Annotated in this window: 35 protein-coding genes and 1 riboswitch; of the genes, 12 read left to right on the forward strand and 23 right to left on the reverse strand. The window is 48.2% G+C overall.

Annotation, left to right across the window (positions count from 1 at the left end; all coding sequences use genetic code 11):
* Window positions 1-270 precede the first annotated feature (270 nt).
* Both KNO86_RS08140 and KNO86_RS08145 read left to right on the forward strand, forming a co-directional pair.
* Window positions 271-1,536 (forward strand): hypothetical protein, encoded by a 1,266-nt coding sequence (locus KNO86_RS08140; protein WP_214694998.1) that lies wholly within the window; start codon window positions 271-273, stop codon window positions 1,534-1,536.
* 107 nt (window positions 1,537-1,643) lie between these two features.
* A complete protein-coding gene (locus KNO86_RS08145) occupies window positions 1,644-2,501 on the forward strand; it encodes a pirin family protein (RefSeq protein ID WP_214695001.1) in 858 nt (285 codons plus the stop codon).
* A 38-nt stretch (window positions 2,502-2,539) separates the two neighbouring features.
* On the opposite strand, the gene KNO86_RS08150 is transcribed toward KNO86_RS08145, so the two are convergent.
* From KNO86_RS08150 to KNO86_RS08165, 4 genes are read right to left on the reverse strand one after another with little or no spacing between them, the layout of a single operon-like run.
* On the reverse strand, window positions 2,540-2,839 hold the full coding sequence (locus KNO86_RS08150; protein WP_214695003.1) for a hypothetical protein: 300 nt from the start codon (window positions 2,837-2,839) through the stop codon (window positions 2,540-2,542).
* 4 nt (window positions 2,840-2,843) lie between these two features.
* A complete protein-coding gene (locus KNO86_RS08155) occupies window positions 2,844-3,317 on the reverse strand; it encodes a GNAT family N-acetyltransferase (protein ID WP_214695004.1) in 474 nt (157 codons plus the stop codon).
* The gene (locus KNO86_RS08160) at window positions 3,317-3,616 is read right to left on the reverse strand and encodes a hypothetical protein (protein WP_214695006.1); all 300 of its coding nucleotides are present in this window, start codon (window positions 3,614-3,616) and stop codon (window positions 3,317-3,319) included. The genes KNO86_RS08155 and KNO86_RS08160 overlap by 1 nt, the downstream gene beginning before the upstream one ends.
* Window positions 3,617-3,674: 58 nt before the next feature.
* The gene (locus tag KNO86_RS08165) at window positions 3,675-4,199 is read right to left on the reverse strand and encodes a GrpB family protein (protein ID WP_214695008.1); all 525 of its coding nucleotides are present in this window, start codon (window positions 4,197-4,199) and stop codon (window positions 3,675-3,677) included.
* A gap of 150 nt (window positions 4,200-4,349) precedes the next feature.
* On the opposite strand from KNO86_RS08165, the gene KNO86_RS08170 reads away from it, so the two are divergent.
* Window positions 4,350-4,895, forward strand: coding sequence for a TraR/DksA C4-type zinc finger protein (locus KNO86_RS08170; protein ID WP_074035454.1), 546 nt, complete (start codon window positions 4,350-4,352; stop codon window positions 4,893-4,895).
* 44 nt (window positions 4,896-4,939) lie between these two features.
* Here KNO86_RS08170 and KNO86_RS08175 read toward each other — a convergent pair whose 3' ends face one another.
* The 3 genes from KNO86_RS08175 to KNO86_RS08185 all read right to left on the reverse strand — a co-directional run bounded on the left by KNO86_RS08175 (window position 4,940) and on the right by KNO86_RS08185 (window position 7,060).
* Window positions 4,940-5,923: a M23 family metallopeptidase gene (locus KNO86_RS08175; protein WP_214695015.1), complete on the reverse strand. Its 984-nt coding sequence runs from the start codon at window positions 5,921-5,923 to the stop codon at window positions 4,940-4,942.
* Between the two features lie 163 nt (window positions 5,924-6,086).
* On the reverse strand, window positions 6,087-6,272 hold the full coding sequence (locus KNO86_RS08180) for a hypothetical protein (protein ID WP_214695017.1): 186 nt from the start codon (window positions 6,270-6,272) through the stop codon (window positions 6,087-6,089).
* Window positions 6,269-7,060: a GNAT family N-acetyltransferase gene (locus tag KNO86_RS08185; protein WP_214695024.1), complete on the reverse strand. Its 792-nt coding sequence runs from the start codon at window positions 7,058-7,060 to the stop codon at window positions 6,269-6,271. Before KNO86_RS08185 ends, KNO86_RS08180 begins: the two co-directional genes overlap by 4 nt.
* 50 nt (window positions 7,061-7,110) lie before the next feature.
* On the opposite strand from KNO86_RS08185, the gene KNO86_RS08190 reads away from it, so the two are divergent.
* Complete coding sequence (locus KNO86_RS08190; protein WP_214695026.1) at window positions 7,111-7,575, forward strand: GNAT family N-acetyltransferase; 465 nt, start codon at window positions 7,111-7,113, stop codon at window positions 7,573-7,575.
* Here the strand turns inward: KNO86_RS08190 and KNO86_RS08195 are convergent.
* The 3 genes from KNO86_RS08195 to KNO86_RS08205 all read right to left on the reverse strand — a co-directional run bounded on the left by KNO86_RS08195 (window position 7,564) and on the right by KNO86_RS08205 (window position 9,532).
* Window positions 7,564-8,154 (reverse strand): NUDIX hydrolase, encoded by a 591-nt coding sequence (locus KNO86_RS08195; RefSeq protein ID WP_214695029.1) that lies wholly within the window; start codon window positions 8,152-8,154, stop codon window positions 7,564-7,566. The genes KNO86_RS08190 and KNO86_RS08195 overlap by 12 nt on opposite strands.
* Complete coding sequence (locus tag KNO86_RS08200; RefSeq protein WP_214695031.1) at window positions 8,151-9,155, reverse strand: S66 family peptidase; 1,005 nt, start codon at window positions 9,153-9,155, stop codon at window positions 8,151-8,153. Before KNO86_RS08200 ends, KNO86_RS08195 begins: the two co-directional genes overlap by 4 nt.
* 68 nt (window positions 9,156-9,223) lie before the next feature.
* Complete coding sequence (locus KNO86_RS08205; RefSeq protein ID WP_214695033.1) at window positions 9,224-9,532, reverse strand: hypothetical protein; 309 nt, start codon at window positions 9,530-9,532, stop codon at window positions 9,224-9,226.
* 144 nt (window positions 9,533-9,676) lie between these two features.
* On the opposite strand from KNO86_RS08205, the gene KNO86_RS08210 reads away from it, so the two are divergent.
* Entirely contained in the window at window positions 9,677-9,991 is a 315-nt protein-coding gene (locus tag KNO86_RS08210) for a hypothetical protein (RefSeq protein WP_214695035.1), read from the forward strand.
* Between the two features lie 73 nt (window positions 9,992-10,064).
* The gene (locus KNO86_RS08215) at window positions 10,065-10,850 is read left to right on the forward strand and encodes an SDR family oxidoreductase (protein ID WP_214695037.1); all 786 of its coding nucleotides are present in this window, start codon (window positions 10,065-10,067) and stop codon (window positions 10,848-10,850) included.
* Between the two features lie 37 nt (window positions 10,851-10,887).
* Here the strand turns inward: KNO86_RS08215 and KNO86_RS08220 are convergent, their stop codons facing one another.
* The 12 genes from KNO86_RS08220 to KNO86_RS08275 all read right to left on the reverse strand — a co-directional run bounded on the left by KNO86_RS08220 (window position 10,888) and on the right by KNO86_RS08275 (window position 20,326).
* Window positions 10,888-11,682: a GNAT family N-acetyltransferase gene (locus KNO86_RS08220; RefSeq protein WP_214695039.1), complete on the reverse strand. Its 795-nt coding sequence runs from the start codon at window positions 11,680-11,682 to the stop codon at window positions 10,888-10,890.
* Window positions 11,683-11,721: 39 nt separating this feature from the next.
* The gene (locus KNO86_RS08225; RefSeq protein ID WP_214695040.1) at window positions 11,722-12,219 is read right to left on the reverse strand and encodes an NUDIX hydrolase; all 498 of its coding nucleotides are present in this window, start codon (window positions 12,217-12,219) and stop codon (window positions 11,722-11,724) included.
* Entirely contained in the window at window positions 12,216-13,283 is a 1,068-nt protein-coding gene (locus KNO86_RS08230; RefSeq protein ID WP_214695042.1) for a saccharopine dehydrogenase family protein, read from the reverse strand. Before KNO86_RS08230 ends, KNO86_RS08225 begins: the two co-directional genes overlap by 4 nt.
* A gap of 40 nt (window positions 13,284-13,323) precedes the next feature.
* Window positions 13,324-13,803 carry a hypothetical protein gene (locus KNO86_RS08235; RefSeq protein WP_214695044.1) on the reverse strand — a complete coding sequence of 160 codons (480 nt, stop codon included), beginning with the start codon at window positions 13,801-13,803 and terminating at the stop codon, window positions 13,324-13,326.
* 97 nt (window positions 13,804-13,900) lie between these two features.
* Window positions 13,901-14,530, reverse strand: coding sequence for an NADPH-dependent FMN reductase (locus tag KNO86_RS08240; protein ID WP_483298400.1), 630 nt, complete (start codon window positions 14,528-14,530; stop codon window positions 13,901-13,903).
* The gene (locus KNO86_RS08245) at window positions 14,527-15,519 is read right to left on the reverse strand and encodes a ring-cleaving dioxygenase (protein WP_214695048.1); all 993 of its coding nucleotides are present in this window, start codon (window positions 15,517-15,519) and stop codon (window positions 14,527-14,529) included. Before KNO86_RS08245 ends, KNO86_RS08240 begins: the two co-directional genes overlap by 4 nt.
* Window positions 15,520-15,546: 27 nt before the next feature.
* On the reverse strand, window positions 15,547-15,990 hold the full coding sequence (locus KNO86_RS08250; RefSeq protein ID WP_214695049.1) for a MarR family winged helix-turn-helix transcriptional regulator: 444 nt from the start codon (window positions 15,988-15,990) through the stop codon (window positions 15,547-15,549).
* A gap of 132 nt (window positions 15,991-16,122) precedes the next feature.
* A complete protein-coding gene (locus tag KNO86_RS08255; protein ID WP_214695051.1) occupies window positions 16,123-16,554 on the reverse strand; it encodes a GNAT family N-acetyltransferase in 432 nt (143 codons plus the stop codon).
* An 11-nt stretch (window positions 16,555-16,565) separates the two neighbouring features.
* Window positions 16,566-17,696: a tetratricopeptide repeat protein gene (locus tag KNO86_RS08260; protein WP_214695052.1), complete on the reverse strand. Its 1,131-nt coding sequence runs from the start codon at window positions 17,694-17,696 to the stop codon at window positions 16,566-16,568.
* Between the two features lie 50 nt (window positions 17,697-17,746).
* A complete protein-coding gene (locus KNO86_RS08265; protein WP_214695054.1) occupies window positions 17,747-18,286 on the reverse strand; it encodes a ribonuclease FAU-1 family protein in 540 nt (179 codons plus the stop codon).
* A 64-nt stretch (window positions 18,287-18,350) separates the two neighbouring features.
* Window positions 18,351-19,403: a DUF58 domain-containing protein gene (locus tag KNO86_RS08270; RefSeq protein ID WP_214695056.1), complete on the reverse strand. Its 1,053-nt coding sequence runs from the start codon at window positions 19,401-19,403 to the stop codon at window positions 18,351-18,353.
* A gap of 2 nt (window positions 19,404-19,405) precedes the next feature.
* Entirely contained in the window at window positions 19,406-20,326 is a 921-nt protein-coding gene (locus tag KNO86_RS08275; RefSeq protein WP_214695057.1) for an AAA family ATPase, read from the reverse strand.
* A gap of 93 nt (window positions 20,327-20,419) precedes the next feature.
* Between KNO86_RS08275 and KNO86_RS08280 the strand changes: the two genes are divergently transcribed.
* The 3 genes from KNO86_RS08280 (at window position 20,420) to thiW (ending at window position 22,625) form a co-directional block, all read left to right on the forward strand.
* The gene (locus KNO86_RS08280) at window positions 20,420-21,112 is read left to right on the forward strand and encodes a hypothetical protein (protein ID WP_214695059.1); all 693 of its coding nucleotides are present in this window, start codon (window positions 20,420-20,422) and stop codon (window positions 21,110-21,112) included.
* Window positions 21,113-21,185: 73 nt separating this feature from the next.
* Window positions 21,186-21,926: a hypothetical protein gene (locus KNO86_RS08285; protein WP_214695060.1), complete on the forward strand. Its 741-nt coding sequence runs from the start codon at window positions 21,186-21,188 to the stop codon at window positions 21,924-21,926.
* Between the two features lie 47 nt (window positions 21,927-21,973).
* Window positions 21,974-22,073, forward strand: a riboswitch (TPP riboswitch).
* Window positions 22,074-22,139: 66 nt separating this feature from the next.
* On the forward strand, window positions 22,140-22,625 hold the full coding sequence (gene thiW, locus KNO86_RS08290; RefSeq protein WP_214695062.1) for an energy coupling factor transporter S component ThiW: 486 nt from the start codon (window positions 22,140-22,142) through the stop codon (window positions 22,623-22,625).
* A 28-nt stretch (window positions 22,626-22,653) separates the two neighbouring features.
* On the opposite strand, the gene KNO86_RS08295 is transcribed toward thiW, so the two are convergent.
* On the reverse strand, window positions 22,654-23,130 hold the full coding sequence (locus KNO86_RS08295; protein ID WP_214695064.1) for a GNAT family N-acetyltransferase: 477 nt from the start codon (window positions 23,128-23,130) through the stop codon (window positions 22,654-22,656).
* A 118-nt stretch (window positions 23,131-23,248) separates the two neighbouring features.
* Between KNO86_RS08295 and KNO86_RS08300 the strand changes: the two genes are divergently transcribed.
* From KNO86_RS08300 to KNO86_RS08310, 3 genes are all read left to right on the forward strand, one after another.
* Window positions 23,249-23,671 (forward strand): VOC family protein, encoded by a 423-nt coding sequence (locus KNO86_RS08300; RefSeq protein WP_214695070.1) that lies wholly within the window; start codon window positions 23,249-23,251, stop codon window positions 23,669-23,671.
* Entirely contained in the window at window positions 23,671-24,069 is a 399-nt protein-coding gene (locus KNO86_RS08305) for a VOC family protein (RefSeq protein WP_214695072.1), read from the forward strand. Before KNO86_RS08300 ends, KNO86_RS08305 begins: the two co-directional genes overlap by 1 nt.
* Before the next feature lie 88 nt (window positions 24,070-24,157).
* The gene (locus tag KNO86_RS08310) at window positions 24,158-25,975 is read left to right on the forward strand and encodes an LTA synthase family protein (protein ID WP_214695074.1); all 1,818 of its coding nucleotides are present in this window, start codon (window positions 24,158-24,160) and stop codon (window positions 25,973-25,975) included.
* Window positions 25,976-25,996 lie beyond the last annotated feature (21 nt).

Below are 25,996 nucleotides of genomic sequence, written 5' to 3' on the forward strand. Positions count from 1 at the left end.
TAAATTCCATCGGATTCTAATCTGATGATTTAGACGAAAAATTGCTATTTTTCGAATCTGCTTCAAATCAACGTTTTTTCGTCAAAAATCGACACGGCAAAAAAGGTTAAAAGTAAAAATAAAACATAAATGGTTTTATCCCCCGTCCAGTTCAAGTTGGACGGGTTTTTTAATTTTTTTTTAAAATAACACATTAATTTTCCTAAGACTAAAGTCACAAAAAAATGGTGCTAGAATGGTGAAAGTGATTCATCGAAGGAGAGTACCGATGTGAAAAAGTACCTGATTTTCAGTACCCTCGTCATCCTATTTTTCTTATTCGGGTGCGAGGAAGAACGCGCACTCCGACTCCAACCTGCCCCAGAATATTATCAAGGACGTGCCTTGTTACCGAATGGACAACAAATCGAAATGCCAGAATCCGATCGCGCATTGATCATCGAATTGTGTCAACCAGACAATGCAGTTTCGACAATCCCGAGCGGCGAGAGACATTGGCTTGGAACGGTCACGCTGACACAGCCCTTAACAGATGTCGCCACGTCATCCGCGTTCCCGACGGCCACATTGTTTACAGTCAATAATGAATCGTACGTACAATGTCAGCTAGACTCGATTATGTATGTCACCAAAACAAACAATCTTCCTGAAAGCTTACATGATGTCCAATATACAGCAGACTCTTATCCAGATATCGCGAAGATTCGCTCTGCCGAACCACATGAATATGATCACTTTGCTGAAGAGATGAAAAAGTCGATAGGTAATGAGCCCTATCCAGAACGAACCGGAATCGAACATACCCTCTTCCATATCACGATGCCGTTTAACGGAGAATTTGAACTGACATTGAAATCATCAGAAGGAGAAGAGCGTCTGATGATTTCAATTGATGCATCGCGTCATCCTTATCTGTCAGTAGGGCTCGGGACAGAGCAATCGGATGATACGTTACAATATGCGATTTACACCAGTTCAGATCAAAACGATTATCAAACGGTCTTACGACCGAAAGATGGTCATATGTCACAGGTATTCGGTGCGAAGGCAGCATCTCAATTGCCATCCGTTCTTATACCCGGACACAGCTATCCACTGTATAGTTTTACGTACATGAAAGACGGAACGGCGCACCGTCAGCTCGTCTCCATCACGTATCATCAACCAGAATTAATGGATGGAGAGGAATTGAATAAACAGATTCATGAAACGTTAAGCAGTGAGCGGCATGCCCTGTTTCATGAGTTAGCGCTTCTCGGTACAGAGTCAAAAGACGCCTCGTTTTTACAGCATGTCGGAACAGAAGAAGTAGACTTTCTCTTCCGTGCGATTGAACAGGCGAATGCGACATCTCACGCAGGAACACCTGCACCCGTTCCTTATTTGACACTGTTTCAAGGTGTATGTGCCCAAACGTTTGACGTGAGTTATGACGGGAACGATGTCTACGTAACGAATGCGGAGACGGGGGCCCACTTTAAACTGTTACGTGAGGACGCCATCAAGTGGCATAACCTATTTAAAGACAATAGTTGATTCGGCAGATGCCAAGCGCATCTGCCTTTTTTGTATATCCATGAAGCAAATTAGACCCTAACGAAAACGTTTTTTGGGAAGATAAAAAGAGAAAGGAGTGAAGTGTTGTGACCAATTCATTTGTTAGAGATGTCGACAAGCATTGGCGCGTCAGTTATCGCCAAAACGGATATCCGCACGTTCAACAAGGTTGGGTATTACCACCTGAACAAAAAGAAGCGTTCGACCCCTTCATTTTGATGGCCGAAGACTGGTTCAAACGAGGAACGTTTTCCGATCATCCACATCGTGGGTTCCAGACGATCACATATGTCATCGACGGGCGTCTCGAACACATTGACAATCATGGAGGACATTCGATTTTAGATGCCGGTGATGTCCAATATATGAACGCCGGATGGGCGGCTCGCCACGCTGAGGAAGCCGTCGATGATGACCTCATCCATACCCTTCAATTGTGGTTGAATTTGCCGAAGTCACTAAAAACAACGACGACCTCTTATCAAAATGTGTATGTCGAAGACGCGCCGGTTGTTCTGATTGACGGTGGGCAGCTTCGTGTCTACTCTGGCGAAATTGCCGGTATGAAAGGACCGATGGAGAGTCTCGTTCCAATCACAATGACCGAAATATGGTTGAAAGAAGGGAGTGCGTACGAACATGTCCTTCCTGCGAATCATAACAGCTTCCTGTATGTCCTAGCAGGATCTGTTGAAGTCGGGACGTCCAGTATCCCGCTCGATAAGACGTATGTGGCGACACTGACGTTTGATGAAACATCCGATGCGATGAGTACCCTTCACCTCCAAGCGACAAGCCGCACACGCGTCCTCATCTATTCGGGAAAACCGATTCGGGAAGAGTATATCGCGCACGGTCCTTTCGTGATGAATACCGAAGAAGAAATTCGACAAGCCTTCCGCGACTACCACAGCGGCGGCTTCGGCCCTCCAGCCGTCAAATAAACAAAGGGAGCATCTCATTCGCGAGAGCTCCCTTCCGTTCATTTTTCCGGTTGTAATACGGTTTGTTGTGTCGGAACGTGACCGATTGGTACAGTACGCTCCACGAGGACGTAACGTTTGCCTTCGACTTCGAACTTGCGGTCCCCAAGGTAGTGGGCAGCCTTGCCGTCTTCATATAGCTTCGCCAAAATGGCAGGCACGTATTCTTCTAACTTCGTGTAATGCTCATCGAGGGTCATGACAATATTGCCCCCTTTATATCCGAGCCAGTAACTATAAAAGAACCAACCCAATGAAAGTACCCCGAGAATTCCTAATCCAATTGCGAACAATTCCATTTGCTCATTCCCCCAATGTTTTGATGACAATCTGACGTTTCGGAGCGAATCCGATTTCGTCGTAAAAAGAGGCCGCTTCGCTGTTGATCATCCAATAGTCCAACTCAATCGACTTGAATTGGTGATCACGTGCCCATTGCTCGATCCACTCCATCATGCGGCGTCCATATCCTTTGCGCTGATACATCGTATCGATGCTGATGTGATGCACATACACCGTTCGGACGGCTTGACGAAACGCGGTCGCCTCACTCACTTTCTCCTCGAACCATATGTAGCCGACAGGGGTTGCCTCTACTTCCATCACCATGAAATGATGATTCGATCTCCCTATCAGCGTCAAAAAGGCTTCATACATCTTCTCTTCCTCATACTCTGCAAAGTAATCTGAATTCATTCGGACGTGATGCTCATGAATGGAACGATTCAATCGTGCGATGAGTCGGGCATCTGTTGTCGAGACAAACACGCTGTCCATCAACCGTTAAATCCTGTGTGATTCCGATCTTCTATCACACCATGTGGTTTTTCAGTCCCATGCAACGTATGCTCTTTCGAAGTCGAAGTCCCTTTCCCTTCTAGGCGACGTTGAAGCGGACGGGCCAAGAAGTAACCCATAAGAAGCGAAATCGGCAACACAAGAAAAAATGAACCGAGTACCGTCAACATATACCCTTTATCTGTATCCCCAGCGATCATCCGGAGGACGAAGAATAACCCGACGAATACGAGTGCAGCCAAGGAGTATTCTACGCATTTTCCAAAAAACCATTTCATATGAGATCTCCCCCCCTCAAGGTTTGATGTATTATACGACGATTCCCACAAAAAGGTTTCACACGCCATGATTTTCTTTATACCACTTCGTCGCCAGTCGTTCCGTTTCGATGATCCACCCATGTTTTCCTTGGATGTAGCCTTCCATATCTTCCGGGTGTTGCGCTGCGAGCTGCAATTTCAATTCTCCATACGCATCGCGCACCTCAGGGAATGTACGCAAGTAATCCCGGAAGGCAAGGTGTCTCAAGACATCTGGGTTCCCTTCTTCAAACACATGTACGTGAACCGTCCGCTCCTCTTCCCCTTTCCGGAAATAGCGACGCTTTGGAATACCGTATTCACCGAGCCCTCGATACCCAAGCGCTTCCATCCGTTCCGTATACGCATCAACTCGTTCGATGTCCCGTACGACAGGCATCATATCGATGATTGGCTTCGCCGCGAGTCCTTCGACCGAGGTGCTCCCGATATGATGAATCGCGACGAGCTCTCCTTCAAACAATCGGCGCAATTTCCCTGCCTCTTCTTCAAATCGGTGCTTCCATTCCGGATGATATGCGACCACTTCAACTTTTCGCATGATTCGTTCCTCCTCACTAAAATCCATATGCTCTATTGTCATCATACCCTTTTCCCCTCTCGACATAATGGATTCCACTTCAAAAGGTTTGTGCGCATATAAAATGGGAAACCTTATATTAATGACTTGAGAACTGGAGAGTGAATCAATATGTTGACTGCAGAACAAATCGAAACGTTTAAAAAACGTCTGTTGAAAGAAAAAGCAAAAACAGAAGGTTACATGGATAGCCGAGAAGAGACGTATGATGAAGGCGAGCTCTCTCATTACGATAATCACCCGGCCGATTCCGGTGAAGAACTCTTTTTACGGGAACGCGATCAAGCGCTCAACGAGCTCGACGAAGAGTTTTTGAGCGATGTCGATAAAGCACTACTCGCCATCCAGAATGGTACGTATGGCAAATGTGAAGTGTGCGGGAAAGACATTGAACTGGACCGGCTTGAAGTCATCCCAGAAGCTACACTTTGCATCGAACATGCTCGTGCACAGGAAGAAGAAGAGCACGAACATGAACTCGATCGACCGGTCGAAGAAGACGTATTGAACCCGAACGAGACGGCCCGTCGCAAAGAACTGGACGGAACGGATGAACCCGGTCAAAAAACGGATGCCTTTTCACAAGTTGAAGATTACGGCAGTTCGGATACGATTGCCGATAGTGAAGGCAACCACGACCCGACACGCGAACAATGAAAAATGCCCTGACCTCGTTTACGAGGCTCAGGGCATCTGTCTGATTAAAACGTTGCTTTCACTGGAGAAGCACCACCAAGGCGCTCTGCCACTTTCATCGGGTTGACGGCATTTCCAGCTGAACTAGCTGAGAAATTGTAGTTCCCTTTATGAATTTCAAAGTGTAAGTGTGGACCTGACGAGTTGCCCGTGTTTCCGATTTGACCAATCGGTTCACCTTGGCGCACCGTCTGACCTTTTTTCACATCGACTTTATGCATATGGGCATAGACCGTCGTCCATTTCTGGCCATCTACGTTATGCTCAATTTGAATATGGTTTCCATAAGGTCCACTTGAGCTAACTTTTGTGACTTTTCCAGCTTCTGCGGCGTAAATCGGTGTACCTGTTTTAGCGGCAATATCAAGACCGTTGTGGAACGTGTATCCGAACTGTCCGCTTGCTGCACCGAACCCTTGTGAGAGACGTCCTTCTGCAGGCATCAAGAACCGATCAGGCGCCATCGCTTCGTACTGTTTTTTCAAATCACTTAACTGGTTCGTTTGTTTCTTATATTGTTTCGATTTCTCGTCATATGCCGTCTTCACGTCTTGACGTGTCGCTTCAATCTGTTGTTGTTCTTCTTTTAATTGTTTCAGCGATTCATTCGCTTTTTCTTTCTTCTCAATGAGTGCTTGATGCGCTTCCTCGGCCTCAGCAGCCTCCGCTTTCGCACTCGGTAGAACAGAAGATACGACTTTCGCAAAGAGCGACTGTTCTGTCGGAACGAGTTCCTCTTCGACCGCTTCTAATTCTTCAGAAGTGCCTTCAATCTTGTCACGCAATACTTCCGCGTTTTGATTGACTTCATCCAACTTTGACTGGATTTTTTGAATGGCTTGTTTCGTTTCTTTGACTTGTTTCGTAGTTTGTTGGACAGATTTCTCCGTTTGAACGAGGTCTTGCGGGGTCATTTCGTTAGCGGATGCGGTTTGTCCTTGGAACAAGAGTACGCCGACACCTGCTGTCATGATCAGTTGTTTCCACATATATATAATAAACCCTCCAAATTGATACATTCATGAACTTCAAAAAAGCTACATATGCGAATATACCACTGGGGGTTAAACATTTCAATAAATGAAGTTTTTCATTTTCATGTCATTCATGACAGGACAATGTGATATTTTCAAGCATTACTTCACAAGGATTTCACTTGCGTTTTCTCGTATAATATCCGGCAAGGACGATGCCGAGGACTGACAGGATGGTCAGTCCAACCCCACCTGTTAGCAACAGATTCGCCGTTCCTGGCGAGAGATTTGTCGTCAGCGCGATGATGGTCGCTGTATTTCCTAACATCAATCCGATGATACAGACAAGTAACAATCGCTTCATCGTTCGTCCTTCACCATTTCAAACTGCGAAATGTCGTCTTGTACAAATCCTAATCGTCGTGCTGCGTCAATCCATTCAGGACGGTCGGACGTCAAAGTGAGGTAAAGCGGAGATCGACTCGCAGCCGCGCGCAATAGCCATTCTGCATCTTCAGCGTGACCAAAAACATCGAGCAGTACATGATCGCGGTATAACAAAAATCCTTCTTGTTTATTTTCTACCACTTTCACAAGTTCCGCCTCCTGTTGAGTCACGCGCACATCGCGTTGCCAAATCGGAACATGCTGAGCTGTCGGGTATAGTCGGTCGAACAACGTTTGAATCGGTTCCGAAGTCATGTGAGCAGTCGTTTCAAGTGGTACCGCCTGAAAGTAATAGATTTCACGTGTCGTCTTATATCCAAGTTGATGATAAAGCGACAACGCTGCATCGTTCCCTTGAATTACTTCAAGCAAACGAGTTCCTTTGGCGTCCTCTTCAAATCGTTGCATCAACTCGGTCGCAACGCCTAATTTCCGAGCGTGCGGGGCGACAGCAAGTCCGCCGCAACGTGTCTGCCATCCCGAATCGAGATATGCAATCCCACTCAATACGACGCCGACCGGCTCTTCCCCGTCATAAGCGACGATTGAACGAGACGGCTGATTTTGGTCTCGTACGAGAAAGACGTCTTCAAACGTCTGCTCATCGAATTGGAACGGAATGATATAATCAGAAAAACCAGTCATAAACGCCCGATATAGATCTTGTACAGGCGGATTTTGACGATATGTAACTTGTGTAGTCATATAATTCCCCTTTTCTGAATGAAATCAATAAAGCCAGAAGGAGACGCCTTATGAACATCTCATTAGAATATCGAAATGATACGCATCGACCGATTCTCGATACGTTCACGTTGCCGACGGACCAAGAAAAGTATACAACCCTTCCAAAAGACATGGACGACCCACTTCCTGAAGGCGTTCATCCGATTGTTGTCGTCGAGCAGAAGCCAGTCGGAATGTTTTTACTACATGACAACGAACGAGTCGCTTCTTATACGGATGAACCACATGCGCTGCTCTTCTCGGCTTTTGCCATCAATGAGGCAGATCAAGGCAAGGGGTACGCAAAAGCGGCACTCCAAGAACTTCCGAAGTTCGTGCGTCAACATTTCCCTCATATCCGTGAAGTCGTATTGTCCGTCAACCTGAAAAATGATGTGGCGTTTACACTTTATACGACAAACGGATGGGTCGATACCGGACGTCGAATCGGTGGACCGATCGGCGAGCAGAGAATTCTCTCTTTATCGATTTGACGCATCGATTCGTGCCAATCCCTCACATATACGGTGCCAATACGTCAGACGATGCGGAACTAAATCGGCTTGTGTGATTTGAACGAGATGGTTCGTCAGGATGGAGTTTCCTTCAATCGTACGCAATCGTCCTTCCGTGAGCGCCATCAGCTCGTCCCTGTACACAGCTACCACGTCCATCACTTCCTGGTCGTCAAAACGGAGCGGTTCGTCTTGATAAGCGTAGCTATACGTATGTGCAAACTCGCGATCGAGGAAACCGTTCAGTTCAATCACGTCTTCAAATATTCCAAGAGCTGTGAGCTGTTCGAACGTCAATGACAGTCCGAGCTCTTCTTCAATTTCACGAATACCATCAATGAACGTCTCGTTTGAAGAGAGATGTCCCGCTGCGGTGATGTCATATTTCCCGGGAAAATCCTGTTTCTCCATACTTCTACGCTGTAGATAGACAAATTGGTCTTTCCAGAACCAGCAGTGGAACGTCTCATGCCAATCTCCGTCTACATGAACCTGTCCCCGCTCTTTCTCTCCTATTTTTTGATGATTTTCGTCAAATATCGTGAGGTATTCTTTCATGCTGACACCCCATCTTCTAAAAACCGGATGGTTCCATTCGTCGCATCCAATTCGACCTGAATGCCAATCGGGAAGACGTGTGACGGGAACGTATGACCAATATCGACATTCGTCAAAATAGGGATGTCCGTGTCGCCGACGACTTCAAGCAACAAGTCGTTGAACGAGAACGGAGCTGATTGATCTTGGAAATGTTCGTGCTTGCCGATGACCAGACCCGAAATCTCATCAAATACACCAGCCAATTTCAACATGCTAAGCGAACGTTCTTCTTCAGCCATCGTTTTGAACGAGTCTTCCAGGAAAAGAATCGCCCCCTTCAAATCGGGATAATAGTCCGATTTGAAGAAACCTGACATCGTATTCAAATTCCCGCCAATCAATGTGCCTTGTGCCTTTCCATCCCTTAATGGTACCCATCCTTCATTCGGTTGGAAGGTTTTGATACGTTGCTGCGTCGACCAATCGAGCATCTCTTCGGTCCACTCTTTCGGCACGTCCAAATCGAACGGGGCAGTTTTCTCCAAACTGAGGATATCTCGTACGTACTGGGACCCTTTCTCGAACATCCCACCATACTCGCCGAATGATGGTACGACAGCCGGTCCGTAAAACGTGACAACTTCCGTTTTGGCGTAACACGCCATCAAAATTGCTGTCACATCACTATAGCCCATAATGATTTTGGGGTGGCGTCGCAATTGTTCATAGTCGATATATGGGAGCAATGAGTTCGAATTCGTTCCTCCAATCGTACTGATAATCGCATTCACTTCAGAGTCATGCAAAAACGCATTCAGTTCGTTCACTCGATTCTGAATGGAGGATGACCGATACCCTTCTGATTCATATGTACATGTGCCTTCTTTCACCTTGAACCCCATACGCTTAAGCTGATTGATCCCTCGTTGATAGCGCTCCTCAAACTGCACGGGTGCTGGAAAAGAAGGCGTGATGATCCCAATTGTATCTCCGTTCTTTAACTGTGGTGGTGCAATCATCATTTCCACTCCATTTCCTGTAAACATCGTTATGACCGCATTATACCGTAGGAGTGGTAAGTCAGGCTTCAAAATAAATCAGGGTCTTCCGATAGCGTTCTTACTTTTCGGACTTTCGTCGGTCGCCCCGTCCAGCCGAGCGCAACGAAGAAAAAAGCACCCGCTAGTAAACCAAATAAGACGGTCAGCCCTACTTGAACCCCGATAAATCCGTACTGTTCTCCTAGTTTCACAAGTAAGAGTGGCGCGAACAAACAAGTCAGACTCAGCGAAAAGAGCCCTCCACGTACTCGTCGCCTTGCATTACCGATTGTAAACCAACCAAACGCGATCCATACACAAGCAACAAATCCTAGCGCCGCAACCATCATCCACATTCGCCCGCACCTCACCTTTTCGTTTTTCTTTCTATTCCCCATTTTTCTTGAGATTCCTACTATTTTTTCAAGTAATGAGAGAATTTCCGGGTAAAGGTAAATTAGACAAGATGCGATGCCGGACAATGAAGGAGTGGGTTGCGCATGAGTGCAAGGTTAACCTTTGCCCTAGTCTTTCTCGGTCTTTTTTTAATCGTCATGTATTGGATGAGTACATGGAATGACAATGTGGTCGAAGGCCAAATTGAACGGGTCGACATTCCTCAGCTATTGATTGAATCCACTGAATCCTCAGAAGAGGTCACGTTGCGCGTCATTTTAATCAACGACCAAACCGAAGTGACTGGCATCGTCAATAGCGTACAAGGATTACAAAGCGGTCAGCTCGTCACCATCGAGGTCATCCCCACGGAGTCCAACTTGAACATCGCACGGACGATTGAAGTCACATCACCATGATTTTCTGAAATGAAGCGTAACTTTTCCAGAACTGTGGAATATGAGAAAGAGTCATGATAAAGGAGTGATCGGATTGATTTCAAATAAATTACTATCTGGAAAAGTAGCGCTCGTCACTGGAGCAGCCTCCGGTATCGGACGTGCCGCCGTCATCCGTTTCATTCAAGCGGGTGCGAAAGTTGCCATTCTCGATTTGAACGAAGAGGACGCCATGCGTCTCGCTAGTCTCGTCGGAGAGGAACGGGCCATCGGGATCAGCGCCGATGTTGCGGATGAAGCAGCAATGAAAGAAGCGTATGCACGGACGATTGAGCGATTCGGACAAATCGATATCGTCTTCGCCAACGCCGGACGGAACGGGACCATCACACCAATTGAACACTTGTCCATTGAAGACTGGAATGGTGTCGTGGAGACGAATCTGACGGGAACGTTTTTGACCGTCAAACATGCCATTCCTCATTTGAAAGAGAATGGTGGCAGTATCATCATCACCTCGTCAATCAACGGCAATCGATACTTTAAAAACTTTGGTTTCAGTGGCTATGCGACGACGAAAGCAGGTCAGACCGGATTTGCGAAAATGGCAGCTGCGGAGCTCGCGCAATTCGGAATTCGCGTAAATTCGATTTGTCCTGGAGCCATTGATACGAATATCGATGATTCGACCAATCGAGATGACGCATTGCTCGAAGAAATCGTCATCCCTATCGAGTATCCGCTCGGCAACCAACCGCTTGCTGGAAAGTCCGGTGCTGCGAAACAAGTCGCTGACGTCGTTTTATTCTTTGCGAGCAACATGTCAAGCCACGTCACCGGTTCTGAAGTGTACGTTGACGGTGCTGAATCTCTCTTGTAATCAAAAAGTAGACCATTTCATACGAAATGGTCTACTTTTATTTGAGAATCGGACTTTTCATGACCGCTTTTTGGTAAAACGGTTGAAACCCGAGTCGTTCCATATTTCGCCCTGAAGCTGAGTCGACCTTCGTCGTGACGGTCAGAACGTCACAGCCAAGCGCTTTCGCCTCGGCGATTCGTTCTAAGATGAGTTGGGTTTGATAGCCTTTTTGACGGTAAGACGGTACGGTACTCGTTAGAAACAATTCCCCGATTCCGTCTTGCGTGGCGAGAATCCCACCCGCTACGACGGCATCTTTTTCCCGAACGAGATAAGCATGATTACTCGGCATCGCATAAAATCCTTTCGCCGTATCGACCGTCTCTTGAAGAATTGTTCCAGATTCGGCAAATCCAGCCGCAATCGCGTGCGCCCATTCATGGAGCGTCTCATCTTGTACCTTTTCCACTTGATTCGAAGCCGGCGGTCCATCATATTGCGTCACATCTAACGTCCATACGTCTAAAAAGTGATCGAGCGTATAGTTACGTTCTTGCAGTAAGCGTAGTAAGGAATCGTCCGCTAACGGACAAACTTCGATATGTAGTCGGGACACATTTTTTCCACGCACCCACTTTTCCATCTGGTGCAGGTCGTAAAAGCTTGTCGGTCGATTGAGTCCGAATCCGACTGCAAAGCTCATATTCCCCATTTTGAACACGTGCCCCTTACCTTCTACGTGTAATTCCGCACCTTCATAGGGAGGGGTTTGTTTGCGGTGTCGAATATAAGCAGACGTTCCCTCTGCTTTAATGCTTTCGATGCGTCGTGCCAATTCTAAACGTTTCACTTTGTTCCCTCCCTTGCTTTTCATGTTGAGTGTAGCATATCACGTTCGAATCAAGTGACCGTACTGGATTAACCGTTCTTTGACATTAGGCACGAGTTCAACAGAATCGAGCACCGTGTCCCACTCCTCTAATCTCACATCGACCACTTCATCGATTTGTAAGGAAAGTTGATTTACATCAATCGGCCGCTCGCTCGTGTAGACATACACATCTAAGAAGTACGTCCCGCGCTTGATTGTCGTCACGAAACGCAACTGTTCGGGGTCGACGTTTAGTCCTAATTCTTCTTGGAGTTCACGGACCGCACCTTGCCGACTCGTCTCGCCCGTTAAAATCGAGCCGCCTGTCCCTTCCCAAAGAAGAGGATACTTCTTATCAGGATGACGCTTCGAGAGTAACAATTTGCCATTCGGATCAAATGTGAATACTTCGATGACTGTGTGAAACGTATTCGGATCCAGTTCATCTCCACGAAGATGCGTTCGACCGAGCGGTTGCCGATTTTCGTCTAGTAAATCCCACATTTCCCGGCTCATGGACGAATCTCATCAATCGTGAAAGAAGATGAACCTTGAATCTCTTCGATGAAATGTGATCCAAACAACATGGCCGGCGTGAAACTGCCTGCAAGCATCCGACCGGAACCGAGCAATCGATTGACGACGGCGAGTGCACCGTATACGGTGAAAGCATACGTGCTCGCCGTTTGGATGCGAACGACGATTTTGCGCCCCTCCTCATTTGTCGCCTCTCCCCATACATACGTCGAGGTTTTTTCACGTTCTGCTTCATTCGGTCCCGATACGTTCTCATCAACATAACGCAGCAATCGCTGCTGCACAGCAACTTTCCCAAGAATGGGACTGAACCAAGACAAGGCGCGTGCCACATAGGCTGCCGCTGTCGGCACTGGCACCCACGTCGTAATATTCGGGATCTCCGTCGTATAGTAGGCGGTCGAAACGTCTCCCCACGGAATCGCAATCGCGGTGCGGCTTCCTCGTCCAAAATCAATCGTTCTGCGTTTTGCCCCGATTGGGAACGGTGATAACTTTCCGTTCACACGTTCCACGCTACTCGATCCAAGTCCACGAACAGCTGTCTTCATCGTTCCTGGTGAGATGCCACCTGCCGCCGAAAATCCGAGAGCGAGTGATGTCGCATCGGGTAAGAGTTCCTTTAATTTTCGTGCGACACAGTCGGTCGGGATGACGTCAAATCCAACGCCAGAACATAGAATGACACCACGTGCCTTCGCCTGAGCCGCCCGTTGTTTAGAATGAACATATTCGAACACATCGATTTCCCCGGTAATATCCAAGTAATGCGTACCCGTTTCCAGACATGCCTCGATCATCACTTGACTCGTATCCGTGAACGGACCCGCACAGTGAAGGACTAGATCTATATCGCGAAGCGCCTTGATTGCCGCCTCACGACTTAATGCGAAAATCGATGTCTCGCAGTCGAGCTCGTCTCCGAGTCGATGAATCTCACGACCAGTGCGACCCGCAAGAATCGGACGCAATCCGTCATTGACGGCCTGACGGGCAATCAGTTCCCCTGTATATCCATTCGCCCCGTAAATCATCCATCTCATGGTTACCCCTCCTTATGTAAGGTTGTCCTTGTTCGTTTCCCTAAATGGAGTTGAATCGAACGAAAAAATCTTGAACGACCCCAATCAGATACACACTTCCCATCACGACAAGCAAACACCCGATCGGGATGAAAACACTTCTGATTGCAGCTCGTTTCGTCACGTCCATCCGATTGATCAGTCGACGATCGATGAAGAAAAACAGAATGGCTGCGAGAAGACTCAGCCATGACAAGACGAGTCCAAATAAAATATGTAAAGCGAACGAAATGAACCACTGCACGCGATCCGAATTGAATCGCTTCGCTAACCAATCGCTCAACCATGATGTCACGACGCCATATGTCAAAATGACAGGGAAACTATATGCCATGTAAATCGTACACAATAAAAGAAACCCAGATACGCTCTCCAAAAATGAAGTTTCCACAAGGGTTTGTTGCGAAAATTCAACGATGCTTAACACAAACGCATAGATGGGTACGGTCCAGGAAGCCGCGATAATTTTTCGTGTCATCATCGAACCCCTCCTTTCTTTTCCATTCTCCTCCACTTTAGCGTAATCAACTTGAAAACGCACAAAAACCAGCCTGAATTCAGGCTGGCTTCGCGATTTGTTAATTGTTTGCAACTTCTCCGGCTTTTGTACGGACCGATTGCATCGCTTCTGTCCACGGAAGGAGTTGGTCGAGCATGTCGTTAACCGATTGTGCTTGCACATCTTTCGGTGCGAAATGCGTGCCGTTCTCGAAGTCCGTGAAGAGTGAGAGAGCAGGATGGACACGTACGTGAGCGATTGACAATTCACTCAAGATGCCACGTAAATGTTCCGTCGCCCGTGCTCCACCGACAGAACCGTATGAGACGATTCCAGCTGCTTTATTCGTCCACTCAAGACGTAAGTAGTCGAGTGCGTTTTTAAGAGATGCTGCGATGGAATGGTTGTATTCTTGGACGATGAAGATGAATCCGTCCATTTGCGCAATTTTCTCCGACCAGGCTGCTGCGCCTGATGCGTCTTGTCCGGGCTCACCGAGGAGCGGTAAGTTGTAGTCTGCGATATCGATGACTTCATAGTTGGCATCGCCACGTTTGTCGGCGAGTTCCTTCACCCATTCTCCGACTTGCGGGCTGACGCGACCTTCACGAGTTGATCCGAGTACGATTCCGATGTTTAACATAGTAGTTCCTCCTTGGTTATGTTGTGATGCATCTGATTTTCCAAACAAACGATTTAAGAAACTCATTTCATGCCCTCATATTCTTTCTCAAATGTTTTCGTGCTTCTGACCGTATCGATTGGTCGTACCATCGCCTCGATTTGCGAACGTTTCGCTTCGAGGAACGGCGGGAGTGACAATTTCTCACCAACCGTCTCATACGGCTCATCTCCCATGAATCCAGGTCCGTCCGTCGCCCACTCAAACAAGATTTGCGGCGCGACACGCGCATAAGACGATTCAAAGAAGAAGCGGTCGACATAGCCAGAAGTCGGTAAACCGAACTGCTGGAGACGTGCTGTCCATTCATCGAGGACGCTGCGGTCTTCGACACGGAATGCGACGTGATGCACGGTACCGAACCCTTGACGCGCTTGTGGAGATGTCTCGTCATGAATGACGATCACTTGCGCTCCGTTTCCACCTTCACCTCCTTCAAAGAGATAAACATCGTTCTCTCTCCTAATCTCTTTAAATAGCATCACTTGCTCCATCACTTGTTTGAAATACGTGATGTCAGCAATTCGAATAAAGATGGGACCGAGTCCTGTAATGGCGTACTCAAGCGGGATTGGACCGTTCTTCCACGGCTCTCCTGATGCTATCCCTTCATTGAACTCATCCGAGATGAGTTGATACGCCTGTTCGTCGAAATCAATGAACGAGAGCGTCTTTTTCCCAAACTGTTCTTGAATCCCTTCATGTTCGACACCGAGACGGTCGAAGCGACGGACCCAATACGTCAACGCTTCATCGGTCGGCACGCGGAACGACGTCTTCGCGATTTCATTTGTTCCGTGCTTACCTTTCGGGATACCCGGGAAGTCGAAGAACGTCATGTCTGTACCGGCATTCCCTTTATCGTCTGCAAAAAATAAGTGATACGTTTGAATGTCGTCCTGGTTGACTGTTTTCTTCACTAAGCGCATTCCAAGAATATGGGTGAAGAAGTCATAGTTTTTTTCGGCACTACTTGTAATCGCCGTGACGTGGTGAATTCCTTTTACGTGGTTCATCGTTCTCTCTCCTTTTATATCTTGATTTCAAGATACATGATTAAAATTTTTTGCGGCTTCTGCCCGCTTCCCAATTTGTTTCAACTGTTCAATCGTTTCTGTCAGAGATAATCCTTCAAATAATGCATTCATATGCTCCGTATGCTTTGGAAAAATTTCTTGCATCAAATGCTCTCCGTCATTCGTTAACGCGGCATATGTGATGCGGCGATCGCTCGGACAAGCTTTTCGGACGAGATACCCTTTCTCTTCTAACCGGTCCACGACATACGTCATACTCCCGCTCGAGAGGAGGATCTTCTTTCCGATGACTTGAATCGGTTGATCTCCTTTATGATATAAAAACTCCAGAACCGCAAACTCGGTCGCGTTCAACCCGTAAGACGCCACTTCCTGTTTCACCAGGTCCTGTAACGACTGAGAGGCACGCAAGAGCACGGTGATTGTTTTTAATGCATCAGATGGTTCCATCTGTCTCCCTCCTTTGTCCAAGAGAGTCATTAACTCAAATTCAAATATCTTTAATTCGAGATAAATATATCATGTGATGATTTTGCCGTCAATCGATTTGATTCAAAAAAATAAGACGGGATTCCCCCCGCCTTATTCTCCTCGACGAATCACTGCCATCTCACGACCGAATCGATGTCCTTCATCAACGAATCCTAAGCTTTCGTATAAGTGATGGGCCGCCTCGTTCTCAGGATGATACCCGACAACGATTGATTTCCCCTCTCCGATTTCTTCAAGCATCAGCTCTGTCGCGTGTCGGCCGATTCCTTTACCTTGATGAGCGTGGTCGATCATGATTCGGTAAATCCACCATGCATCCAACTCTTCCGGCTCCGTATTGTACATGAGGAAGCCGACCATCGTCTCTTCCTCATAAATCGCGCGTGGGCGTAACGTCGGTTCGTACATCGCTTGAAGTAACGAAATCGCATTCGGCTCCATGTATGTTTGCTGTTGTTCACTCAGTACCAAGTGACAGCATGTATACCAATTTTGTGCATCGATCGGACGTAATGAAATCATGTCATTCTCCTTTACTCATACGTTTCGTTTAAATTCCGTGCGTAGAACGCGATGGCACGACGGTACCTTGCGATGCTTTCATCCGGTTTTGGACTGGCAAGCAGCTCGAGTAACGCGCCCGTCGCCTCTTCATGACGGCCGACGTTATAGTGGGTCATCGCCTGAAACACTTTGAGCGCCCCATGATTCGGGAAATGTTCGATTGCCTCTGCAAATAACTGTTCCGCTTCCGCGTATCGACCGAGTGCCCGATACGTACTGCCGAGTCCAAGATACGATTCGGCCAACTCCTCTCCCGTCAACCCGAGTCGGATGGCCCGCTCATAATGCGGTACCGCTTGACGTTCTTCACCGAGCGAGTCATAACACCATGCACAGTATGCATGAAGTCTAGGATTCTTCTCATCCTTCCGTAAGAGCGATAAGAACAGTTGCTTCGCCTGCTCGAGCTGTCCCTCTTCACGGAGACGTACTGCTCGGTTAAATTCATTTTCTTCTGTCACGTCGGTCACCTCCTGTGCGAAATCTTGGTCTAACCATGCTTGGAGCGCTTCGTAATACTTGCCGATATGTACCCCATCGACGAGTGCGTGGTGGGCTTGAACGGATAACGGCATCCTTAGACGCTCTCCTTGACGCTCAAACTTGCCCCAGGCGATGCGCGGGACGCTGTCATGTTGTTGCTGATGCGTCGGGTGCATGATGCTTGTGAACGTGACCCATGGCACACTCGTGATATACAGTAAGTCGTCGGGCTCGTCATCCCCAACCACGACTTCGTCAGCAGCTTGCTCCATCCGCGTCGTCACTTCCTGTAAGAACGTCGGTAAATCTTCACTGAACGTGGCCGCACAAAAGTTGAAGACATCTTCGTCTAACATGACCGTGAACGACGGGTGTACCACTTCGTGTTCGACGACCGCTTCACCACGGATCCGATAGCGCAATTCCGGAATCGCGTTCGCCGCTTTCACCGCACCGTATAAAAAGAGTTTGAAGAACGATTGATCGCTCGCTTTCGCATATGTATAGAGATTTGTCACATCCACGTTCGCCGTCACGTTAACATGCGGTGCGTCAAACGCTTTGAAAAACTCAAAGTGTTTTCGTCGTGCCCACGTCTCGATTTCAATTTCTTTCATAAAAAACTCCCCCTCCTACGCTCTTACTGTAGCAGAGAGAGTGAATCCACTCATAGCTTTTGTTTTAACTGTTCGTAATGTCCTTTTGCCAAATCAAAGTAGACGAAGTCTCCACGTTTGATCCGTTCGAGCGTCGCTTCAAACTCACGCCATCCCCGCTCGACTTGTTCAGGTGTCAATTCGCCGTTCTCGGTCGCCTCTTCGAACTCATCTTCATCCTTTTTGACGATGTCCCCATTCGGAAACACGAGAATATCGAGCAACAAGTCGTCCATATACGGGATGCCATCCTCTTCTCCGATCCGGTCGACGAGGTCGATATACCACTGCACGATTTCACCTTCCGGATTGATCATCGCCGTCACACCGAACGGTTCATTGTCCGGGAAATATTGGAGCCAACTAAAACCGGCATCAGCCACAATAAATTCTTCCCCTTTATGTTTTTTATATAGTGGCGCTCGAACCTCATCGATTTGGAATAAGGCAACCACCCCTGAAAATTGTTCCGTCTGAACGCGTTCTTGCGCATAACGGTTCTTTAAAATTCGCTCCCAGTCTCGTCGATTCGCATACTTCCGTTTTGCCATATGGATCTCTCCCTTTCGGTCATCTCTGTATGATACAGTTCGCCAGAAGAAGGAAAGTTCCTTGTTAGTCGTACAGGTTATGCTGATTGAACCAGACGAGATGGCTTTGTTTCAAACGTTTCCGTTCAACCATTCGGACGAACGCGTCTGTCGAGATGAAGCGGTTTCCGGGATGAAGGTCGGCCAGCAACATGAGAATGATCCGTGTCCCTCGTTCTCCTTCCTGAAGGGAGATATGCTCCATCTTCCCTTCACCATTGAAACGGTTGATGAACAGCTCGACTTTACACTCTTCTTTTAAGAGTCGGGTCGTCACGTACGCGACTTGGCTAATGATCGACTCGAAGTCATGATGAAGCGTGTAGCCGGACGGCCCACTCAAATCCACTGCGAACGTGAACGTATCGAGGGATGTCTTTTGAAAGACTTTGGACTGGACCCGACCAAGTTTTGCCGTCGCGACCCAGTCGATCTCCTTGACCGGTTCCCCTTCGTAAGGCTTCGAACCTAGCACCTGAAGTGGATTCCGTAGAGGCGATGCGGTCAAAGGACGGTCCCCGAGTGCCAATCGTTTCGTGCCGACCGGTGGATGTAACGTGAGGGACGGCAACACCGTCCATCGTTTCTCGATGGGACACTCAAGAAGATACGTCCCGAGATGAAACGGGAGCGTCACAGCGAGTACACACTCTTCGATATAAGCCGGTCCCCGAAATTCGGCCTGAACGCGAAGCACGTGACGGGCCTGATCCGTCCGTAACGTCATATCTAAACTATTCGGGGAGCGATCGTGGTCTGGAAAGCTGAGCGCTGTATTGGATTTCAGACGAACGCGAACCGGAAGCCCGAGTCGTTCGAGGGTTTCACTCCCATCTAAAATCACCTGCACTTCCGTCTCATCCCCGACGAACAGAAGAGACTCGTGCGTATGTATATGAAGACGAAGGGCTCGTTCCAACTGTTTCCGCGTCCGTTCAAAGAACCAGACGATGCACGAAAGTAAACAAAGCGCATAACCGAAAATCTCCATGTACGGGACGAATACGAGAATCACTCCGGCGAATCCGTAGACCGGGATCCATTGTTTCTGTAGAGCGTTATGTGTCGAGAACGTCATCATCAACCCTCGACCGGAACAGAAACGGTGTCTAAGATGTAACGGATGATGTCCTGTTTCGTTGATTTGATGCCTCCTTCAAGCGTCAACGTCAGGCGATGTGCCAATACATAAGGTGCCACGGCTTTCACATCTTCCGGAATGACATACAATCGATCGTGGAGATAGGCGTAACTTTGAGAAGCCCGCATTAGCGCAATGGCTCCTCGTGGACTGACACCGACCTCGACAGATTGGTGTTCTCGTGTCGCATGGACGAGCCCGAGTAAATAATCGAGGACGTCATCTTGAATCGATACTTGCTTCACTTCCTCCTGGGCATAGCGTAACTTGTCTAACGTCGCGACCGCCTCCACGGTTTTCCGTGTTTGACGCATGACTTGCAAGAGGAGCTCCCGTTCTTCCGCGACATCAGGGTAACCGACCGGAATTGAAATCAAGAAGCGATCGAGCTGGGCATCCGGTAATGGGAACGTCCCGGTCGATTCGATCGGGTTTTGCGTCGCGATGACGAAAAATGGTTTCTGCATCGGATATGTCTCTCCCCCGATGGAGACTTGCCGCTCTTCCATCGCCTCGAGCAAGGCAGACTGCGTCCGTGGAACCGCTCGGTTAATTTCATCGATCAAGACGATATTCGCAAAGATTGGTCCTTGTCGATGGTCGAACGTCTGCGTCTGCATGTTGAAATAATCTGCACCGATCACGTCAGACGGTAACAAGTCGGCCGTGAACTGAATCCGAGAAAATGCCCCGTCGAAGCTAGCTGCAATCGTTTTGACAAGTAACGTTTTCCCCGTACCCGGAACATCTTCTAACAAAATATGTCCTTCCGCGAGTAACGCGGTACAACAGAGGCGTACGACATCCTCTTTGCCTAAATACACCTCGTTCAACTGTTTGATGACCTGCTCCATGCCCATATGACGACCTCCATTTTTTGTCTTAATCAAACTTTACCTTTTTATGGTAAGATAAACAACAAATAGTCTGAAAATTCAAAAGGAGGTGTCTTCTTGCGCTGGACGAACAAGTTTCTTCTCCTGATTGCCACCACACTTCTTGGCACGTTCACGATGATAGTGATTGCGACGAGTGTATTCGAGTGGCTCTATAACCCGGAAACGATACCGGTCGAGGAAAATAATAGTCCTCCGACTGATCTCTTATCGGATGAAGATGATGGAATTTTAATTGGTGAATCCAAAGCAGATTACCCGTTTGAATTGGATCCTCAAGAAGGAAAACATAACTTTTTTGAGGGAATCACGGGATCTGGAGAATCCACACGACGAAATCTCGGGTTATTCGTCGCTTTGCTTGCGCTCGGTTGCCTGTCCTTTTATATCTATCTAAAACGGAAACGACGTGTGGTTCGCGCACGAGATCATGTTGATTCAAACACAGACCCGCTTGTCGAATCGCTACAACACGAAAACGCTTCGTCCGTTTCGACGCTCACAGCGTTCACGAACGTCCCGATTCGCGATGCACTGATCGCATTCAACCAATCTCTCGTACCAGCCAAGCGATTGCGTGCTCATGAGACACTGCAAGAGTGGTTCCAACGCATCGATTTACCGATGAACCCGTCCGTTTATCATGCGGTCCGCTACGGCACATCCTCAGGAGTAACGATTTCTGAAGAAGACACACTCCACTTTAAGAATACACTCGATTCCTACACAACACGCCCTCACCCCGAGTGAGAATGTGCACAGGTTCTGCTTTTTCGTCATGAATGATAAAATGGGGGAAAATGTAAGTTTAGGGGATGAAATCATGAGACGATGGGCGATATTCGGATTAAGTGCACTTTTACTGACGGGTTGTACGGATACGGTGGCAGACAATCCGATCCCGATCGAATCACCCGATGAACCCATCACTGAATGGACGCGCGAAGACTTTAAAGACGTCTATGACCAATATGAACAAACACAACCGCTCCTCGCTGCGCTTGAGCAACAAGGCATCGAACCGTTCCGCGAGACGTTTGAACGCGTCATCATCGCCGGTAATGGTCTCGAGCACACATATGCGGATATTTATCCGTTCAAGCTTGATGACGGGACGTACGCCACGGTATTCGACAGTCAGGACGGGACGTTGATCAACGGTTCCGAGTCGCTCGCACCACTCTTTTGGCAAGAGGAATCTTTCCTTCAGTATGTCGAAGAGATAGAGAATCGAAAATTCGGAACGAGTGCCCCACCTACCGATGTCGTCCTCACGCAGGATGAATTCCAAACGGTCTATGACCGCCATGCCTACACGTCAGCCCTCCTCGTCGAACTCGATGAAGCAGGTGTCGAACTGGCGCGGGAGCCGATTGACGATGTGATTATTGCCGGGAATGGCGTGACCGAAGTCACTGCCGACTTGTTCGTGTTCGATGTCGAGAGCGGGTATGCCATCGTATATGACCAGGATGGAGAAATTTTAAAAGGTCCCGAGTCCATCTCACCGCTCTTTTGGAGCGAGAAGGACTATGAGGACCTGTTAGCCAAGAATGAGGGATAATTCCGTCCCTTCTTTCCGATTTTAGTTATGCTATACTCAAATCAATAAACGACCACTAGGGGAGCCTTCGGGCTGAGACGGCATGTTGCCGGACCCTTCGAACCTGATCTGGCTCATACCAGCGTAGGGAAGTGGCTTGGGATACGCCTCTGTATATCCACGCCATTTTTCCGTCTGGAAACGTGGCGTTTTTATTTTGAAAGGAGATTATTCATGCGTATTCAACAACTCACTTGGATGGCGATGCTCGTCGCCATCGCCGTCGTCGGGTCGATGTTCATCTCGATTCCCACAGGTGTCGCCCGCGCTTATCCGATTCAACATATGGTGAACGTGATTGCCGCAGTTACCGTCGGCCCAATCGGAGCCGTTCTCGTCGCTTTCGTGACCGGGCTCATTCGTGTCATGACTGGCACGGGGTCACTGCTCGCATTCCCCGGTGGCATGATTGGTGCATTTCTTGCCGGCATTTTCTTCGTACGCACGAACCGCGTCTATGCGGCCGCTCTCGGAGAAATCATCGGGACTGGGGTTATCGCTTCGTTGATTGCCGTCCCGTACGCAAAACTGTTGATGGGTTCGACGTTCGGTGCATTTTTCTTTTTCCCGGCGTTCCTTGCCTCTAGTTTGACGGGCGCGCTTCTCGGTTGGCTCGTCTTGTCGCGTGTCAAACAGTTGCGACCGAGCATACTCAAATAACGTATTTTGATTTAGGAATCCGACCGACTCATGACGGTCGGGTTTTTGTGTGATAAACCCAGATTGCTTCGCCGTTCCATTCATCGATCAAGCCGCTGTCGATAAACCCGTTCTTCGCATAAAATTGTTTCGCGGCTTCATTCTCTTGATGGAGGCTCAGAATGATATCATTCACATCGTATTGTGTCTGGATAAATTCCACTGCGATGCGTAGACACTTCGTCCCGACGCCTTTCCCCTGTTCGTGTTGATCAATCATGAAACGGTCGAGCCATACGTAACGTTCTGACTGGTTCTCCGCTCCGACCATCATAAAGCCAACCGCTCGCTCGCCTTCATAAAATGCAAAGCTCTGCCAATTGTATTTCGTATCCTCGACCATCTCTTGAAGCGATTCGGCATTCGTCTCGATGAATCGAGATTGTTTCTCGTCCACTGTCAGGGCGATGACCGCCTCTCGATTGACTGCATCAACCGGTTGAATCGTGATTTCGTTTACTTTCATACATTCACCTCATTGATTTTCTCTCTCTTTCATACGCTTTCTCCCGTAAAAAGTTTCTTCCCCCGTATCTTCGAAAGCATGCATTCGCTACACTAATAAGAGAAAAGGAGGTTATCACATGTTCCGAATCGGAAGTATCTTCATTCCCGTATCAGATGTAGAACGGTCCCTACACTGGTATACCACTTATTTTGATGCTCAAGAAATTGGTCGCTGGGAAGGAGGCATCGGTTTGTGTCTACCAGACGGTTCGACTCAGCTCGGATTGATCCAGACCTCGTCACCGCAAGCCGCAACGTTCAAAGATGCGTCAGGACAAGCCCATGTCTATTTCAACGTCATTTGTGAAGACATCCAGTTCGCGTATCAATCGTTCGAACAAGCAGGGTTGATTGCGACACCGCTTCACGATTTCGGAGGCATGTCCTGTTTTGACGTAGTGGACCCGGATGGCCATACGATCAGTCTTATCTCGGAAGATATGACTTCCCCGTTCCACCGCAATCGCGTGAACGACCTACAAACGAAAGGAAAGTCTTAATGAAACAAATTCACCATATCTGTATCCAAACCCCAGATTATGCCGCATCAAAGTCATTTTACGAAGCGCTCGGTTTTGAGCTCGTCCAAGAATCGCCAAACTTCCACACACGTGACTTCAATAGTTGGCTCAAACTCGGGGATTTTTATATCGAGCTCCAGACCGCCAAAGTCGATGAAACGTTACAAGACTATTCGAAACATGCGGCCGGTCCCGTCCATTTCGCCCTCTATGTGGATGATCTCGAAGCGGAAGTCGCTCGACTCGAACAGCTCGGTGTCACGTTCTTGCCGAAGCACGGTGGCAACATCTACTTCGTCGTCGACGGTCATTTAAGTAAACTAAAAGCACCGGAAGGAACCATCATCGAATTGCGCGATACGTTTCTGATTAACTGAGGCCCCGTGCCTCTTTTTTTGTTGGACACATCTTCACGTTTCCCTCACTCACCTCATCGGGAATGGGTATGAAAAGGATGTGTTGTTCATGATCAAATATCTCGATTATTGGATCTACTTGTCACTCTCCCTGGTAAAGCTCTTCTTTTTTAGCTGGTTGACCGCGACGGCGTTCGACTTCTCGTTTTTCCTCATCAATTTGGCGACGATTCTGCTCCTGACGAGCTGGGCACTTGCCGTGTCTTATCCGATCCGCCGATGGATTTTATACGTTTCTTTATTCCTGCATAGTACCCTACTCGTCTCGGACGTCTGGTACTATCGCTATTTTGAAGACTTATTATCTGTCGCCTTACTGTCTGATATCGGACAGATGGGAGATGTCGGGGGTGGCTTCTTGACGCTCATCCGCCCGATTGATGCGTTCTTCTTCATCGACCTCATCATTTACGGTTTAATTTTACGTTACATCAAACGGCATCCTGTCCGTGAAGCGAAGCGGAACGGAAGACGATTGGCGCTCGCCGGCTTCACTCTCGGATTTCTTCTCTTCACGATTCCACTCACCCTCAGTTATCAGCGCGGGGAAAAATGGATCGCAGACGACCCAATCTCGAATATGCGTGAATATTATCATCTCGGTTTTTGGGGCTATCACGCGATGGATGTCGCCCGAGGCGTCGAACGTGCCATGGGATGGAACGAAGCCCTGACAGACGAGGAGCGTTCTCAAATCCAAGCACTCTCTTATCAGGAATTAAGTGCCCCGAGTCCGGATACGAACGTCATCGTGCTACAACTCGAATCGTTCCAAACTTCCGTCATCGATCAACGCATCAATGGACAGGAATTGACACCGAACTTAAATCGATTGCGACGTGACATGCTTTACTTCCCGAACGTGTATCATCAGACGCATGAGGGGCGGACATCCGATGCGGAGTTCATCGTCAACACGTCACTCTACCCTGTCAAATCCGGTTCGGTGTACACACGTTTCCCGGGAAATCAATTTAGCGCGCTCTCACAGTCCTTGAACGAGGCAGGCTACGATACGGCAGCCATGCACTCCTTCCGTAAAGACTTTTGGAATCGGGATGATTTTTATGAGAACATCGGGTTCAATCATTTCTTTAGCGACAAAGACTACCCCGACCAAGGCATCATCGGGATGGCACTCAACGACCAGGAATTCTTGAATACGTCCGTCGGATTCATGGAAGAGTTGGATGAACCGTTTTATGCGTTTTTAGTCGCATTGACGAGCCATACACCGTACGACATTCCGGAGGACGAGAAGCGATTGGACCTGTCGGAAATTGAGGACCCGCTTCTCGAAAACTATTACCATACCGTTCATTTCGTCGATGCGGCGGTCGGTCAGTTCATCGAACGATTGAAACAAGATGGGCTGTGGGATGAGACGCTTCTCGTCATGTATGGTGACCACGATAGCGGTCTGACGGCACCTGGAGAAGAAATGGCTACCATCGAAGAAGTGGACTCAACGGTTGACGCATTCCAACTTGACCGTGCTGTCCCTCTCTTCATCAAACCACCTGGATTGATGACAGGAGAAGTCATGGAGGCAAGTGGCGGTCAAATCGATATCGCACCGACGATTCTTGATGTACTTGGGATCTCTCCGGCATATATGCTTGGCGACTCTCTCTTGAATGATACGCCGAATTTGACCGTCTTTCGGACGGGCGCTTTCCGATATGAAGACCATTACTATGAACCAGACTTGACCGAACGAGCAGGTAACGGCACGTGCTATTCCGTCGAGACGGAAGAACCGGTCGCATTCGATCGATGCGCTCCATATATCGACCGTGCGGCCAGTCAGCTCCGTCTCTCGGATACCATCATAGAGAAGGATGCCCTCTCACAAATGAGTCCATGAAAAACCTCCCGAGCTATTTGT

It is taken from the genome of Exiguobacterium sp. s160 (assembly GCF_018617575.1).
GTDB lineage: Bacteria > Bacillota > Bacilli > Exiguobacteriales > Exiguobacteriaceae > Exiguobacterium > Exiguobacterium aestuarii_A.